Origin of the sequence: Bdellovibrio sp. HCB-110, assembly GCF_047323225.1 — a bacterium.
Lineage (GTDB): Bacteria > Bdellovibrionota > Bdellovibrionia > Bdellovibrionales > Bdellovibrionaceae > Bdellovibrio.
Map to the genome: position 1 here is coordinate 4,106,677 of NZ_CP178750.1, position 13,440 is coordinate 4,120,116.

Genomic DNA, 13,440 nt, shown 5'->3' on the forward strand with positions numbered 1-13,440 from the left:
GATTGAAGGAATAATATGGCATTGTTTAAAAAAATCCTGATCGCAAACCGTGGAGAAATCGCTATCCGTGTCACTCGCGCTTGTCGTGAGTTGGGCATCGGATCTGTGGCGGTTTTCTCTGATGCGGATCGCGACAGTCTTCATGTCTTTTTGGCGGATGAGGCTTATCACATTGGGCCTTCTCCTTCTAAAGAGAGTTATTTGAATTATAAAAAGATCATCGAAGTGGCGAAGCAAGCCGGTGTCGACGCTGTTCACCCGGGTTATGGTTTTCTCTCTGAAAACACAACATTTGCAAAAGCCCTTGAAGAAGCTGGTATCACTTTCATCGGCCCGACGGTTTCAAACATCGAGTCTATGGGTGATAAACTTTCTGCAAAAGCTTTGATGAAAAAAGCGGGCGTTCCGACTGTGCCTGGTAGTGATGGTGGCGTTGATACGGTTGAACAAGCGCTAGCGATTGCAGAGAAAATCGGTCTTCCTGTTATCATCAAAGCCTCTGCCGGTGGTGGTGGTAAAGGGATGCGCGTGGTTCGCAAGATGGACGAGCTTGAAAGTGCGTTCCGCGCTTGCCGCTCTGAAGGTCAGAACTATTTTGCAGATCCGACTGTTTACATCGAAAAATTCGTCAACGATCCAAAACACATCGAGATCCAAGTATTCGGTGATAAGCACGGAAACCATGTTCACTTGTTTGAACGTGAGTGCTCTGTGCAACGCCGTCACCAAAAGATCATCGAAGAATGTCCGTCCCCTTCTGTGCCTCACGAAGTTCGTTTGCGCATGGGTGAAGCGGCCGTTCGCGCGGCAAAACAAATCAACTACGTTGGTGCCGGAACAATTGAATTCATTTTCGATAATGCGACTAAAGAATTCTATTTCATGGAGATGAACACTCGTCTTCAAGTGGAACATCCGATCACTGAAATCGTGACAGGTTACGATTTGGTGAAAGAGCAAATTTACGTGGCTGCTGGCAAACCTTTGTCTTTCAAACAAGAAGACATCAAACAAAAAGGTCACGCTATTGAAGCTCGTATCTGCGCTGAAGATCCAATCACATACAAACCGCATCCTGGTGTGATCCGCGCTTGTCGCCATCCGCAAGGACCGTTCATGCGTGTGGATTCCTACGCCTACCCTGGCTACGAAGTACCTATCTATTACGATCCAATGATCGCAAAACTTATCACTTGGGGTGAGACTCGTGAGGAAGCTATTGATAGAATGCAACGTGCTTTGTCTGAGTTCGTATTGACGGGAATCAAAACCAACATCGTTCTTCATAAAACGATCTTGGATCATCCGAAATTCCGCGATGGTTCTTACACAACTCAATTTATCGAGAAAAACTTTGAGGTTATCGAGCCTCAGCTCTTTAAAGAAGTTGAAGACCCTGTATTCCTCATTGCAGCCGCTATCACGGCCTACAATGATCGTAAATCCAAAGACGTTCGCCAGCTCAACCTCACTTCCACTTGGAAGCGTGTGGGCCGCAAACTTCAATTAAGGACGTAAGCATGTACTTTGAAGCAGAACTCAAAGGTAAGAAGTATAAAGTCGATGTGACTGAACAAAAGAGCTCTTGGAAACTTTCTTTGCAAGAAGAAGGAAAAGAGTGGGTTCACTACGACATTTCAAAAAATGATTACAAAGAGGCCGAACAATACATCAGCTTTCTTTTTGACGGAAAATCTTACTTGATCGACGTGATCGGGCAAGACACTGAGTACACGGTTTTCACTCGTAACTCGTTCCGCACAATCAAAGTATTCAATGATGAAATGCTTTTGCATGAATCTTTGAAAAAAGGCGGCGGCTTCGGCGGAGACCAAGAATTGAAATCAGGTATGCCTGGTAAAATCATCGAGATCTTTGCTAAAGAAGGCGAAATCGTGAAAGCCAATAAACCGCTTTTAATCATGGAAGCGATGAAAATGGAAAACGAAATGCGTGCTTCTCGCGACGTCAAAATCAAAGAAGTGAAAGTAAAACAGGGCGACTCGGTAGAGTCCGGCGCTGTTTTGATCAAGTTCGAAGAACCTTAATTAATAGGGGCTGGAAACAGCCCCTATTTCTTTTAAAGAGCACTTTCCTCCCAGCCTTAAGTATCTCCCCATATCGACAAAACCCTCTCTTTATTTAAAAATAAAATGATGGGAGATCTCATGAGCCGAAAACTCTGGTGCGTTTCTGTTGTTCTTTTATCGTTTGGTTGCGCCTCTAAACCAACCACGGGTTCGAGAGAACCTTCTTCTGCCCCGATGCTTTGCCAAAATCTTCACCGCATGGAAATCCACTCCCATCGCGGTGCCTGGGATCGTCCTGAGAATATGATGTCGGCTTTCAACCGCGCCATCAGTCAGGGTTCTGACTTCGTTGAGATGGATCTGCAAATCAGTAAGGACAATCAGATCATCGTCGCTCACGATGCTTTTATGAAAGATGAGTGTTTAGACTCCAAAGGACAACCTCTTCCCAAGAGAGTTTATTATCGCGATATGACTGTGGCCCATATCAAAACCTATGATTGCGGCTCCCGAGTCAGAATAGGTCGCTCAGTTCCCGGTGAAAAAATTTCGACACTCGCTGAAGTTTTGGCGGAACTTAAGGATCGCACAACTAACAAAGGCACACCACTTGGGTTGAATATTGAAATTAAATACAACCCTACTCAGCCACAGTTTTATCCTTCTCGAGAGTTTTACGTCGATCGCATTATGGAAGTTATTGATCGCTCCGGCATTGAGATGTCGCGGACGATGATTCAGTCATTTGATGTGGGCGTTCTTAAGGTCGTTCGACAAAAACGGGCGTCGATGAGATTGTCGCCTCTTTTAGGGGAAGCTCTTGACGGAGTACAGATCGCCAAAGACATCAAAGCAGACCTTGTGACCCCTCATTTTGGTTTGGTATCACCTGAAATGCTCAGCAAGTATCACGAAAATGGAATTCGTGTTGTTCCTTGGACCGTCAATCATCCAGAACAGGCTCTGCAAATGATTGAATGGGGCGCTGATGGAATTATTACGGACTATCCTGAGTGGATTGATTTCACGAAAAGATTCTGCGGGAACTAAAAAGAAAACGGCCCAGGTTTTGATCCTCGGCCGTCTTTTAATTTAAAATACAGTCAATTTATTATCTCGCGCCCGTATTTGCTTTTGCAGGTTTTGCGGCTTCCGCTTTAACAGGAGCACCGATAACGTTACCCGATGGCATTCCCATCATTCCTCCGCCACCTATCATCCCGCCACCAGCGGCCATCAAACCACCCGGCATGCCCCAAGGGCCACCTTGGAAATCGGCCATTGCACATGATTGAATCATCATGCCGATGTTCATATTGGCATAAGGATCTTTCTCTTTTTTGCCTAGATAATCAAAAGTTTTAAAAGACTTTCCTTCTTTTTGAAGTTCTTTATTTCTTTGATCAAATGCAAATTGCGCCTGACCGATAAGGCCCACACACTGACTGGCGTTTTGAGAGCCCATTCTATTGACGATAGGAGCAAGTTTATCACAAAATTCTTTGTCATAATTTACCTTGCCTTCAACTTTGGCTTTTTCATCCGCCATTTCATAAGTCAAAGTCTGGTTGATATTACAGTTTGAACCATTGTGTGAAAAGTTTGTCTCAAATGATTTCGTGTACGGAAACTTTCCTGCGAATCCGCTCTTTTCAAATTGTTTTCTCATTTTAACTTGAGCCGCGATATCCATCTCTTTACCTACAGAGACAATTTTTCCGTTCTCGCGTTTTACGACGATTGTTCTTTGCACTGTCTCGTATTCATAGTTTTGACCGGGCTTCCAGTTTCCATCCATTTTAATCTGACGTGTTTTATATGTGATTGTTTCGACGCCGTCTTTGTTCACACGAGAAACGATGTTCTCTGGTCTTGAGATTTGTGTCGCACCTGAAGAGTCAAACGTGATGGATGTGCCATCTGGATCGACACCTATGCCACCAAAATCCATTGCCGCATAGTTTGCCGCTATCGTGCATTTATCTACCATGGGTAGTTGTGCCGTTGCATGAGCCGTGCTTGTCATCAAGACAAAGCCAATCGCCATTTTGAACATTGTTCCTCCGAAAATTAAAGTAAACAAAAATACGAATGATCTTAGAATAAGAAGAAAAAATGCAGAACTACATACCCACTTGAGTTTGTAACAAAAAACTAGACCAAAATTTCCCTATTTTCCTGGGATTATTTTGATCACGGAGAGAACTCGACAGCTTTCAAGCTGTGTGAGCTTCTTCACCTTACTTTGACGACTGCATCCGATGAAGTACTGGGGACAGGATTGATTCTTTTCATAGTAACAAATTTGCCCAAGTCTTTGTTTGGGATGCCATTTTATTTGATAGCGAAGATCCGTGGAAAATGGCGCCTCACTGATCCAAATTTTTCCGTCGTCATTAAAAACGTATCCAGAAACTTTTGTCGCTTTCGCCATACCTAAAGAAGAGAATAGAAGGATGAACACGAAGATAAAAGATCTCATCGCACACCTCCTTGTTCTCTTTCTTTAGGTTTAGAAGAAGTATCTGACATTCTTCCCTGAGACATTTTATCAATTTCTTGCAACCGCTTCCAGTCCTTCGCGCTGGCTTGTTTACCAAACCTTTCAAGACACTCGCCCTCTTTTTTATAGAAATCTTCTGCGGGTTTGAAAGTGCTACAGAAACTTTGCAATGATTTCGAGTTGGTAGAAAAAGCCATGTACGCGGCCAGAGGATTGTTTTCTGATTCTTTCACGAAACACTGTTGGCGTTTTTGCGATTCTTCCAAAGTTTTTTCCGCACTCACCAGCGCAGGAGTGGGTCGCGCGCATTTTTGCACAATTTCTTCTGGCTTTAAGTCTTCCGTCGACCACTGACCATATGTGAAAAGCATATAAAGTGCTTTGCCCGAGTCACAAAATTCCGGAGGCTTATTGCCATCACATGCTTTAATCTCTTCGGCGATTTTTTCCGCCTTTGCTTCTTTAAAACGAGCAAAGTCGACTTCGTCTTTCACTTCAAAAAGTTCTCTTAAATCATTTCGCACTTCTTCCATTTTTTCGGCAACAGAGGGGTCATTATCCATTTCACGGTAAAAATCCATGGCGCCTTGTAAGTCGTCGATGAATTTTGGCAAAGTTTCATCCATCTTGCTGGATAGAATGACCTCTTGAAGTTTTTTAACGGCCTTCTCTTTAAGATTCTTTTCTATTGTCTTAAGGCTCTCCGCCTCTTGCTTTATTTCTGATGTTTTAGAGCAAGCAACAGCACTCTTCATCGACTGGATGTATTCTGTGGTTTCGGCGTGTTGGCTTTTTAATTTACGCGCGATCAGTTTTTGACTGTCGTCGGGGACCGAGCTTCCTGTCGTCTTGGAAAAACACCATTTTAAGACATACTCTTGCGATTGCGAACGTGGGAGAGAAAAGGCAGGCTCACCCGCAAAAGGAAAACGCGAAGGACTTTGCTTTTGAATTTTTTGGTATTCTTTTGTGGCATCAGCAAAGGCCTCTTGAAATGTTTTTCCTTCTTCTAATCCACGTTGAAAGAAAACAAGAAAGTCGACGTTTTTTCTGCTCTCTCCACCCTCGAGAAATGTCCAAGATTTTACATCTCCCCTGGTCGCAGAGAAGGCCTGCGTGCGTGGCAAATCCGCAAGAGCTTGAGGAATACGTCCACCAAAGCAGTTCAGCGCATAGACTGTCGACTCTGCCTCTGGATTCTTTTTCTGAAAATCCTGAAGTGATTTTTTCAAATCTTGAACTTCCAGGGATCTTTTAATATCCAGGCCTTCACCATTTTTATCGGCGGCCATCATATAATATTTTTTGCCGTTCTCTTTGAGTTCTCCGTGGCCCAGGAATTCCACGTGGAGGGACTCAACGTTTTTTAGACCGGCCAAAGTTTTTTTAAAACTTTCGCTGGTCGCGGCTTTGTCTGAATTCGGTGAAAGACGAATCACGCGATAACCGTAGGTTTCATAAAACTTCAGGGCTGCTGCTTCCCTCTCTTGCAAAATAGGATCAGCATTACCGACAAAAATGACGGCCACTTTTTCTTTAGCAAGAGCGAGACTTGAAATAAAAGTAAGAATTAAAACGAGAGCTTTGTGCATTCCCGTTTAGGATATCCGAAGGAATTTTCGTTTTGAATATTTCTAAGGGAATCTGGCCCTTTAAGGACTCTTCCTAGAGAAGAGTCCAGGCTGCCTTGTTAAGGAAATTGAATTTGCGAACAGCGTTTTTTCAAGAATGTCGCCAAAGCTTTGTCGTCATATTTGAAAATGATTTCTCCGTCAGACGTGTACTTGAAAAGATCGTAGTTTTTGATTGAGCATGTTTTGCCTTGGGCATCTTTGAAAACGGAGTTCGCATTGGAGTTTCCTGTTGGTGAACTGCCAATTTTAAATCCGCCGTCCATAAGAAGACCACTATAGTTCACAAACTCAATACCACCACGATTGCTCGGCTCTACATAATCAGCCACTGTCACCGTGCCGCCAGAAACACTTTTTAAGCGCGCTTTCTTAGAATCAAATACAAACTTATCACCCGTTACGTGAGTCACTTCCAACTCACGAGTGTCGTCTTTCCACTGGTATGTAAAGGCGCTGTTTCTACGTGGGAACATATAGAATTCACGTGCTGAAGTTGTTTGCGACTCGTCTCCAGGTCCATAGGAGTTGAAAACCATGAAAAGGCCTTCACTTGTAAAGAGGTGATCGCGATAAACCAACTCCACATAGGCATCGTCAGGAACGACAGAGAAAAAGCATGACTCTGAAGCATCGGACCAAATCTGTTGAATCTTTGTTCCATCGTGTTTTTCAAAAATATCAGGACATGTTGCTGAACCTGCGGCATTTGCCAAACCCGCTGTCATTAATAGACCAATAAGAAAAGACATGAATCCCCCTTTTTTTAAACTAACGTTTATTCGCGTTCATTTACACGAAGACTGTCTTCACGCTTCTTTTCAAAGATGCCAACGATAAAGACGCCGGCTTCAAAAAGAAGAACCATGGGAACCAACATCATAACCATACTTAGAAGGTCCGGCGGCGTAATAACTGCGGCAATCACGGAAATCGTCATAACCGCGTAACGACGATTCTTTTTAAGAAAAGCCTGACTCACGATACCCAACATTCCCAAAACCACGATCACAAGGGGAAGTTCGAAAGCCACTCCAAACATCAAACACATTTGCGTGAAAAAACCCATGTATTGATCAATTGAGATCATCGGCTTGTCGATATCTCCACCAAATGTCATTAAGAACTGAAAGGCCATTGGCAGGGCGATGTAATAAGAAAACACAGCGCCTAAAAGAAAGAGCACCGTTCCTGAGACGATGAATCCCATCGTGTACTTGCGCTCTTTAGCATAAAGACCTGGAGCTATAAATTTCCACACCTGATAAAGCCAGAACGGACAAGACACCAAAATACCGCACACCAAAGCAAGCTTAAGATGCGCGATGAATTTGTCCATGGGACCCGTGTAAATCAACCCGCCCCCAGGAAGGTACGGAGAAATGGGTGCTCTGACAAAATTAAAAATCTTTTCGCTAAAGCCGTAGCAGATTCCCGTTGCGATCAAGAGAATAAAAACACAATTGATCAGACGCTTACGAAGCTCCGCAAGATGTTCATACAAAGACTGAGCTTTTGAATCTAGTTCGTCACTTCTCATGATGGCTTGTGCTCTTCTTTTTTATCTTCGGTGGAAGCTTGATCCGTCAACTCCATCTGTTGCGGCTCTGGAGTCTGTTCTTTTTCGTTGGGATGAGGAATGTGGTTTCTTGCCGGAGGCTCGTTGAAATCAATTCGGTCGATGCGGGCTTGTTGTTTCAACTCTTCGCCCAAAACATTCGTACTTCTTTTAAGTTCATTAAGAAAACGTCCCAGCGTTCGAGCCAATTCAGGAAGCTCTTTAGGCCCGATGATAATCAGGGCTAAAACACCAAGGAAGATAATTTCAGACATGCCTAAGCCGAACATGGCGTCAGCATAGAGGAATCAGCCTTGCTTGCCAAGCTTTACTTGGTCTTGCGGCAGAGCCAAAACTCCCATCTCCACCAGCTTTTCCCGGGCCAATTCAGAACCCGTTCTCATATAGCGGTCATAGAGTCGAAGAATGCTCTCATCACTTTTCACGAAGGAGTGATGGCTGATATAGGTCAAAACATCCACGAAATCCAAGAACCGACGGGAGAAAGTATCATAGACCTTCACCATCGTGTCCTCACGTGTACAGTGTGCCAACGAAGCATAGGCTGCTCCACCGATTTCTGCATAATAATCAATGTCCACAATTTTTCGCGACAGAGAATCACCAAAGAACCCGCTGATATAAAGAGTGCGATCTCCGAGCTTTCGCAAAAGCTCGATACGCGCAGGAGGTTCCGCATTCTGGGCTGTTAAATACATTTCTGCGAGCGTGGTTGGATTCTTCTGACCACTCTCATTGGCATATTCGCTTTCAAAAAGATTGCGTGCATCCAAGTAGTGTTGAAGAAGATTGACGAGATAATTTTCCACCAAAGGATAAGTTTGAATTTTCCTCTGGGAGAGTCCTTTTTGAACGAGCTCTTGAAAGAAACCTTCCGGACTAACAAAAAGCTCTACTGATCCGTTCGACGCCTTTTCCCTCATATCCCTAGTTTAACAAATCTGAGACGTATTTCGGTTAATGTTTTTTAGTTCCTGGGCCTAAGTCTCAAGATGAGACACACTTTGCGGTACACCTTTTGAATCGTAAGGAATAGTAATGGGAGAGCTTCAAATGAGAGCTTCTGGGTTGGCTATTGTTTTGTCATTGGTGGGCGTGTTTTGCTCTTCGTCTGCATTTGCTCAACGATGCGAATCTTTATTCTCTTCCGAATACGCCCTCAAGGGTCGCGTGGAAGTAGAGGCTTCTGCTTTGAAGGGCCCCAAAGCCGAAGAGTATGCTAAGACTCTTTTGGAAATTGAATCCTTGCTTGCGCCCTTAGAGATTCCCTCCGAAACAAGTGTTCGCATTGGAACCGCATTTCGTGCCTCCAGTTTTAATGCCGGTGATTTTCGAGTTTACGTCGGTCTTCGTCCCGACTCGATGGGAAAAATGCACCCGAAGGTCAACCAAGTCACACTGGCTCATGAGTATGGTCACGCTATCTTTGAAAAGAATTTGTTGAAAGATCTTGAGAGCTACAAAAACATCAAACAAGACGCTCTGACGCTGGAAAAACTTCTTGAAGACACGGTTGCAGAAGCAAAAAGTATGGCCTACAGAGCGGATGTCACCTTCAACAATAAAGAAAAAAAGAAAGAACTCGAAAACAGAGCGATGGACAAGGCCCTTGAGGCTGTGGCCCTCTCTGAAAAAATGAAGGCTTTTCGTAAATATTGGGCCATCCGCAGTGCGCATCACGAACTTTTTGCAGACACGATTGCGATGGTTTCCACTCGTGATCCCAAAGCCATTAGTGATCTATTGACCTCGCGAGAAAAATCTGAAAAAGCCAAAGAACATTCTTCAGCGGATATCATCCGTCGAGATTTTACAGACGGACGCCATCATCTGAATGAGCAGCGCTGGATTAAAGAACACCCGCTATTTTCTGGCTTCTTGGGCGACGTTTATTATGCATTTTTACCAGCACGCTGGGAGCTTTGGAAAATCACAAAGAATAAAATTAAGAGCGACAACTACCGCAAAGCTCTTCCCTACAAAGTCTTTTCAATTTTAGAAAGAAATCTTTCGGAATCCTTCGCCAAAAATCCCGATGAACTTGGCAATGGCTTTAAGGATCTCAAAAAAATGAATGAACAAATCATCGAAGACTTCCGTCGCGAGTTGTAAATAAGTCCGAATTTCAGATTCGTGAACAGATCCAAAGAACTTAAATCAATTCGAAGAACGACACGCAGTTTGCACAAATAAAAAAGCGGCCTCAAAGACCGCTTTCTTATGGACTAGAATTCCCCTTAGCCAAGGAGGATTCTTATGAAAAGACACCCAACTAGTGTTCTTTTCGTCAGTTTTTGGAATTTCCTAAAGCTGCTTATTCTGATTATATTTTTATTAGTCAGTTCATGTAGTTAGGAACAACCTTAACTTCATAGGCTTAAGGCACCGTAATTCGATAAGCTCCGGTTCGTGGGCGAGCCGAGCGAAGCGGCTTTGAGGCCACCAATGAAAAATCTCCACGCACCTGGACAGTTCTTCCCTGTGGGCATAGTATCCCCCTCATGACTATCGAAACATTGCTTCCTTTTATCAAAGAAATTGACCGCCTTAAGACTATTGAGCGACAAGCGCTGATTCACAATGGCGGGCGTCGTGAAAATTCTGCCGAGCACTCTTGGCACTTGGCCATGGCCGTTTTGGTTCTAGAAAAAACATCTCCAGAAAAAATTGATATCAGTAAAGCCGTGAAGATGGCGCTTCTGCACGACATCGTGGAGATTGATGCTGGCGACACCATTGTTTACGGAGATCTTTCAAATAAAAAGAATAGCGAAGCCGCCGCCCTTGAAAGACTGATGGGCCTTTTGCCGGACGAAGTTTCTGCTGAATTTAAATCTTTGTGGAATGACTTTGAAGAAGGAGCTTCTCCGGAAGCGAAGTTTGTCGCAGCCATTGATCGTTTCTTGCCGATTTTTTCAAACTATTTAAACCAAGGTTACTCTTGGAAAAATCACAAGGTGTCTTCAGATAAGATCGTGGCAAAATGTCAGCCTCCGATCACTGAAGGCCTTCCCGACCTTTGGAATGTGACCGAACGCATGTTGGAGGAATCCATCAAGGCCGGCCACTTAGTTCGATAGTTATTTCACGTCGGTCGGGCCCACAAGACTGATGATTGTGGGCTGAGAGAAGATCTTCTGCGCAAGCTTTTGAATATCTTCTGGCGTTACCGCAAAATATTTCTCTGCTACTTCCAAACTGTCGCGATAATCCAAGCCGTAGATGTCATCAAAAATAATCGCATTACAAACCGTGCTCTTTCTTTGCAATTCAATATCATGACGACCGATTAAATATCTCTGTGCGCGGGTCAATTCTTCTTCGCCCAGCTTCGTGTCAGCGAGCTTCTGGAATTCTGCTTTCAGCATGGAGATGGCTTTTTCGGCTTTTTCAGGTGAGCAACCGATATATCCACCGAAATATCCACCCTCGATTCCTTCCATATGCATAGGAGAAACAGAATAAGCCAAAGAATTTTTATCACGCAGCTCTAGAAATAAACGTCCACCTTGGCCACTTAGCACAGACTGGATGATCTCCAAAGTAAAACGATCCGAATCTTTCAACGTCAAACCACGATAGCCAACAATGATATGGCTCTGTTCTTTCTTAAGCTCGTGGAAAAGTTTTTTACTTTCCGTCAAAGGGCCGACCGGGAAGTTGTTTGAAATTTTCTCTCCCCGAGGAAGTTCCTTCGTGATTTCTTCCAAAGACTTCACCCATTTATCCGTATGCACGTCACCGACAACACAGAAAGTAAGGTTTTTCGCATGAACAACTTTTTTATAGTAATCCTTAAGTTCCTTGGATGAGATGGCCGCGATAGATTCTTCACTTCCGACAAGATCTCTTGAGTATGGATGTCCTTTAAAGATCTCCTTCATGAAATTCAGAACACAGATTTGTGCTGGATTGTCATTGCGAGACTTGATTTGGTTTTTGATAACCACTTTTTCACGTTCTAGAATGCTATCTGGAAATTGTGGCGCTAAAAGGGAATCCGCATAGATTTCCAACATGCGATCTTCAAATGGCGACAAGTAATCCATGGAGAGGCCGACGGAATTTCTTCCACCAAAGGCTCCCAGGCCTGCGGCCATTTCATCAACTTTAAGATTGATGTCGTCTTCACTAAAGTTTTGTGATCCTGAAAGCCAGTTGCGCGAGAACAGCTCTGTGAGACCATTCTGATTTTCTTTTTCAACACGAACTCCCCCCATAAATGCAGCCTTCATTGCCACATAAGGAGTGTCTTTTTGCTCGCGAATCAACAACGTTGCCCCAGAGGAAAGAACAATCTTTTGAGTTTCCGGAGAATGTTTAATTGCGCCTGTATTAATATTGAATTTCTTCGCAGAAAACTTTTGTTTTTCTCTCGACACCTTGACGGTGCTTAAAGCTTTTTTCAGATCCTTCGCAAAAGATTTTAAAATCCCTTCCGCTTCTTTTTTTTCCATATTCGTCATCAAAGAAAGACCAAACGTATCTGGTTTAAAATATTTCTTTGCGACTTTTTGGATGTCTTCCGGCTTTAAAGCATAGATCTGCTTCATGTACTTTTTGTAGTAGTCATGATCGCCATAGTAGAACTCATTGCTTCCGGCTTTTCTCGCAATGTTATCCACAGTCTCCATGGAATAAACTTCGTGGCTGGCGAAATTCGTGATCGCCTTTTGCATTTCGGCTGCCGTGGGCGGCTCTTCGATAAGTCTGATAAGCTCAGGAGTAATTTTTGTCAGAGCCTTAGCCAGATTTTCTTTTTCGAGATTAAAGGAAACAGCAAAAAGACCGTCTTCTTGCATCGAATAGCTGAAAGAGCCCACTGAATTTGTAAGAGGCTCTCTGATGCGCAAACTTTGCATCAGGCGTGATGAATCACCCTGGCCCAAGATAGCAGACAGCACTTCCAACGCCGCGATGTCTTTGTTTTTTACGTTGGGAATTCTCCACGTCAGATAACCTGTAGTTTGCTCAAACTTCGCCTGCTCCACTTTAATGCGAATACTTTTTTGTGCGGGCTCTTTGGTTCTTGCAACTTTCTTCAGTTTAAATGGAGCAAAGGAGCCAAACATCTCCTCCACTTTTTTCGTCATCTCTTTGGATTCAAAATCGCCGGCCACAACCAGGAACATATTCGAAGGCACGTAACGACATTGATAGAATTCGCGGATTTTTTTTGCAGAAACCTTACGCACTACTTTGTCGTAACCAATAACGGGAATGCCGTAAGGACTTTTCTTAAAGACGTTTGTAAAAAGAAGTTGGCTGGCGTGACGACCTGGACTGTCCTGGCCGCGCTTGATCTCTTCGATAACGACTTCGCGCTCATTGTCGATCTCTTTTGGATCAAATGTCGGGAAACCCATCATCTCGCTGATCACATCCAAAGCCACATCTGAAAACTGTTTTGAAATAGTAACGTAGAAAACTGTTTGGTCAAAAGAAGTATAGGCGTTTAACTCCCCGCCAGACCCCTCAACGGTGGCTGCAATCTCGCCCACGCCGTATTTGCGCGTGCCTTTAAAAACCAGATGCTCGATAAAGTGAGAGATCCCCTCTTCATTCCTTTTTTCGTCTGCGGAGCCTGTTTTCACCCACATTTGAACTGAGACCACCGGAGACTTGTGGCTTTCTAAGAAAAGGACTTTCATACCGTTTTTTAGTTGAAATTTTTTAGACATACTCTAGATAACTCCC

At 43.8% G+C, this 13,440-nt stretch carries 13 protein-coding genes; 5 read left to right on the top strand and 8 right to left on the bottom strand.

The window, feature by feature from the left end:
• Positions 1–15: 15 nt before the first annotated feature.
• The 3 genes from accC (at position 16) to ACL934_RS19625 (ending at position 3,080) form a co-directional block, all read left to right on the top strand.
• Positions 16–1,518 carry an acetyl-CoA carboxylase biotin carboxylase subunit gene (accC, locus tag ACL934_RS19615; protein WP_374076433.1) on the top strand — a complete coding sequence of 501 codons (1,503 nt, stop codon included), beginning with the start codon at positions 16–18 and terminating at the stop codon, positions 1,516–1,518.
• A gap of 2 nt (positions 1,519–1,520) precedes the next feature.
• Positions 1,521–2,048 (top strand): acetyl-CoA carboxylase biotin carboxyl carrier protein subunit, encoded by a 528-nt coding sequence (locus ACL934_RS19620; protein ID WP_374076435.1) that lies wholly within the window; start codon positions 1,521–1,523, stop codon positions 2,046–2,048.
• Between the two features lie 120 nt (positions 2,049–2,168).
• Positions 2,169–3,080, top strand: coding sequence for a glycerophosphodiester phosphodiesterase family protein (locus ACL934_RS19625; protein WP_374076437.1), 912 nt, complete (start codon positions 2,169–2,171; stop codon positions 3,078–3,080).
• A gap of 61 nt (positions 3,081–3,141) precedes the next feature.
• Here ACL934_RS19625 and ACL934_RS19630 read toward each other — a convergent pair whose 3' ends face one another.
• From ACL934_RS19630 to ACL934_RS19660, 7 genes are all read right to left on the bottom strand, one after another.
• Positions 3,142–4,086, bottom strand: coding sequence for a hypothetical protein (locus ACL934_RS19630; RefSeq protein WP_413612863.1), 945 nt, complete (start codon positions 4,084–4,086; stop codon positions 3,142–3,144).
• 114 nt (positions 4,087–4,200) lie between these two features.
• Entirely contained in the window at positions 4,201–4,512 is a 312-nt protein-coding gene (locus tag ACL934_RS19635) for a hypothetical protein (RefSeq protein WP_413612864.1), read from the bottom strand.
• The gene (locus tag ACL934_RS19640) at positions 4,509–6,125 is read right to left on the bottom strand and encodes a hypothetical protein (RefSeq protein ID WP_413612865.1); all 1,617 of its coding nucleotides are present in this window, start codon (positions 6,123–6,125) and stop codon (positions 4,509–4,511) included. Before ACL934_RS19640 ends, ACL934_RS19635 begins: the two co-directional genes overlap by 4 nt.
• Positions 6,126–6,223: 98 nt before the next feature.
• Positions 6,224–6,916, bottom strand: a complete 693-nt coding sequence (locus tag ACL934_RS19645; RefSeq protein ID WP_374076444.1) for a hypothetical protein — start codon at positions 6,914–6,916, stop codon at positions 6,224–6,226.
• Positions 6,917–6,942: 26 nt separating this feature from the next.
• On the bottom strand, positions 6,943–7,704 hold the full coding sequence (tatC, locus tag ACL934_RS19650) for a twin-arginine translocase subunit TatC (RefSeq protein WP_374076446.1): 762 nt from the start codon (positions 7,702–7,704) through the stop codon (positions 6,943–6,945).
• Positions 7,701–7,997 carry a twin-arginine translocase TatA/TatE family subunit gene (locus ACL934_RS19655; protein WP_374076448.1) on the bottom strand — a complete coding sequence of 99 codons (297 nt, stop codon included), beginning with the start codon at positions 7,995–7,997 and terminating at the stop codon, positions 7,701–7,703. The genes tatC and ACL934_RS19655 overlap by 4 nt, the downstream gene beginning before the upstream one ends.
• A gap of 33 nt (positions 7,998–8,030) precedes the next feature.
• Complete coding sequence (locus tag ACL934_RS19660; RefSeq protein WP_413612866.1) at positions 8,031–8,666, bottom strand: hypothetical protein; 636 nt, start codon at positions 8,664–8,666, stop codon at positions 8,031–8,033.
• Positions 8,667–8,796: 130 nt separating this feature from the next.
• On the opposite strand from ACL934_RS19660, the gene ACL934_RS19665 reads away from it, so the two are divergent.
• Both ACL934_RS19665 and ACL934_RS19670 read left to right on the top strand, forming a co-directional pair.
• A complete protein-coding gene (locus ACL934_RS19665; RefSeq protein ID WP_413612867.1) occupies positions 8,797–9,855 on the top strand; it encodes a hypothetical protein in 1,059 nt (352 codons plus the stop codon).
• Between the two features lie 389 nt (positions 9,856–10,244).
• Positions 10,245–10,823, top strand: coding sequence for an HD domain-containing protein (locus ACL934_RS19670; protein ID WP_374076452.1), 579 nt, complete (start codon positions 10,245–10,247; stop codon positions 10,821–10,823).
• On the opposite strand, the gene ACL934_RS19675 is transcribed toward ACL934_RS19670, so the two are convergent.
• Entirely contained in the window at positions 10,824–13,424 is a 2,601-nt protein-coding gene (locus tag ACL934_RS19675) for a M16 family metallopeptidase (RefSeq protein WP_413612868.1), read from the bottom strand.
• Positions 13,425–13,440 lie beyond the last annotated feature (16 nt).

Bases quoted from the DNA above. Each gene is read 5' to 3' on its own strand.
- accC (WP_374076433.1), top strand. From the start codon at position 16: ATGGCATTGTTTAAAAAAATCCTGATCGCAAACCGTGGAGAAATCGCT.
- ACL934_RS19620 (WP_374076435.1), top strand. From the start codon at position 1,521: ATGTACTTTGAAGCAGAACTCAAAGGTAAGAAGTATAAAGTCGATGTG.
- ACL934_RS19625 (WP_374076437.1), top strand. From the start codon at position 2,169: ATGAGCCGAAAACTCTGGTGCGTTTCTGTTGTTCTTTTATCGTTTGGT.
- ACL934_RS19630 (WP_413612863.1), bottom strand. From the start codon at position 4,086: ATGTTCAAAATGGCGATTGGCTTTGTCTTGATGACAAGCACGGCTCAT.
- ACL934_RS19635 (WP_413612864.1), bottom strand. From the start codon at position 4,512: ATGAGATCTTTTATCTTCGTGTTCATCCTTCTATTCTCTTCTTTAGGT.
- ACL934_RS19640 (WP_413612865.1), bottom strand. From the start codon at position 6,125: ATGCACAAAGCTCTCGTTTTAATTCTTACTTTTATTTCAAGTCTCGCT.
- ACL934_RS19645 (WP_374076444.1), bottom strand. From the start codon at position 6,916: ATGTCTTTTCTTATTGGTCTATTAATGACAGCGGGTTTGGCAAATGCC.
- tatC (WP_374076446.1), bottom strand. From the start codon at position 7,704: ATGAGAAGTGACGAACTAGATTCAAAAGCTCAGTCTTTGTATGAACAT.
- ACL934_RS19655 (WP_374076448.1), bottom strand. From the start codon at position 7,997: ATGTCTGAAATTATCTTCCTTGGTGTTTTAGCCCTGATTATCATCGGG.
- ACL934_RS19660 (WP_413612866.1), bottom strand. From the start codon at position 8,666: ATGAGGGAAAAGGCGTCGAACGGATCAGTAGAGCTTTTTGTTAGTCCG.
- ACL934_RS19665 (WP_413612867.1), top strand. From the start codon at position 8,797: ATGAGAGCTTCTGGGTTGGCTATTGTTTTGTCATTGGTGGGCGTGTTT.
- ACL934_RS19670 (WP_374076452.1), top strand. From the start codon at position 10,245: ATGACTATCGAAACATTGCTTCCTTTTATCAAAGAAATTGACCGCCTT.
- ACL934_RS19675 (WP_413612868.1), bottom strand. From the start codon at position 13,424: ATGTCTAAAAAATTTCAACTAAAAAACGGTATGAAAGTCCTTTTCTTA.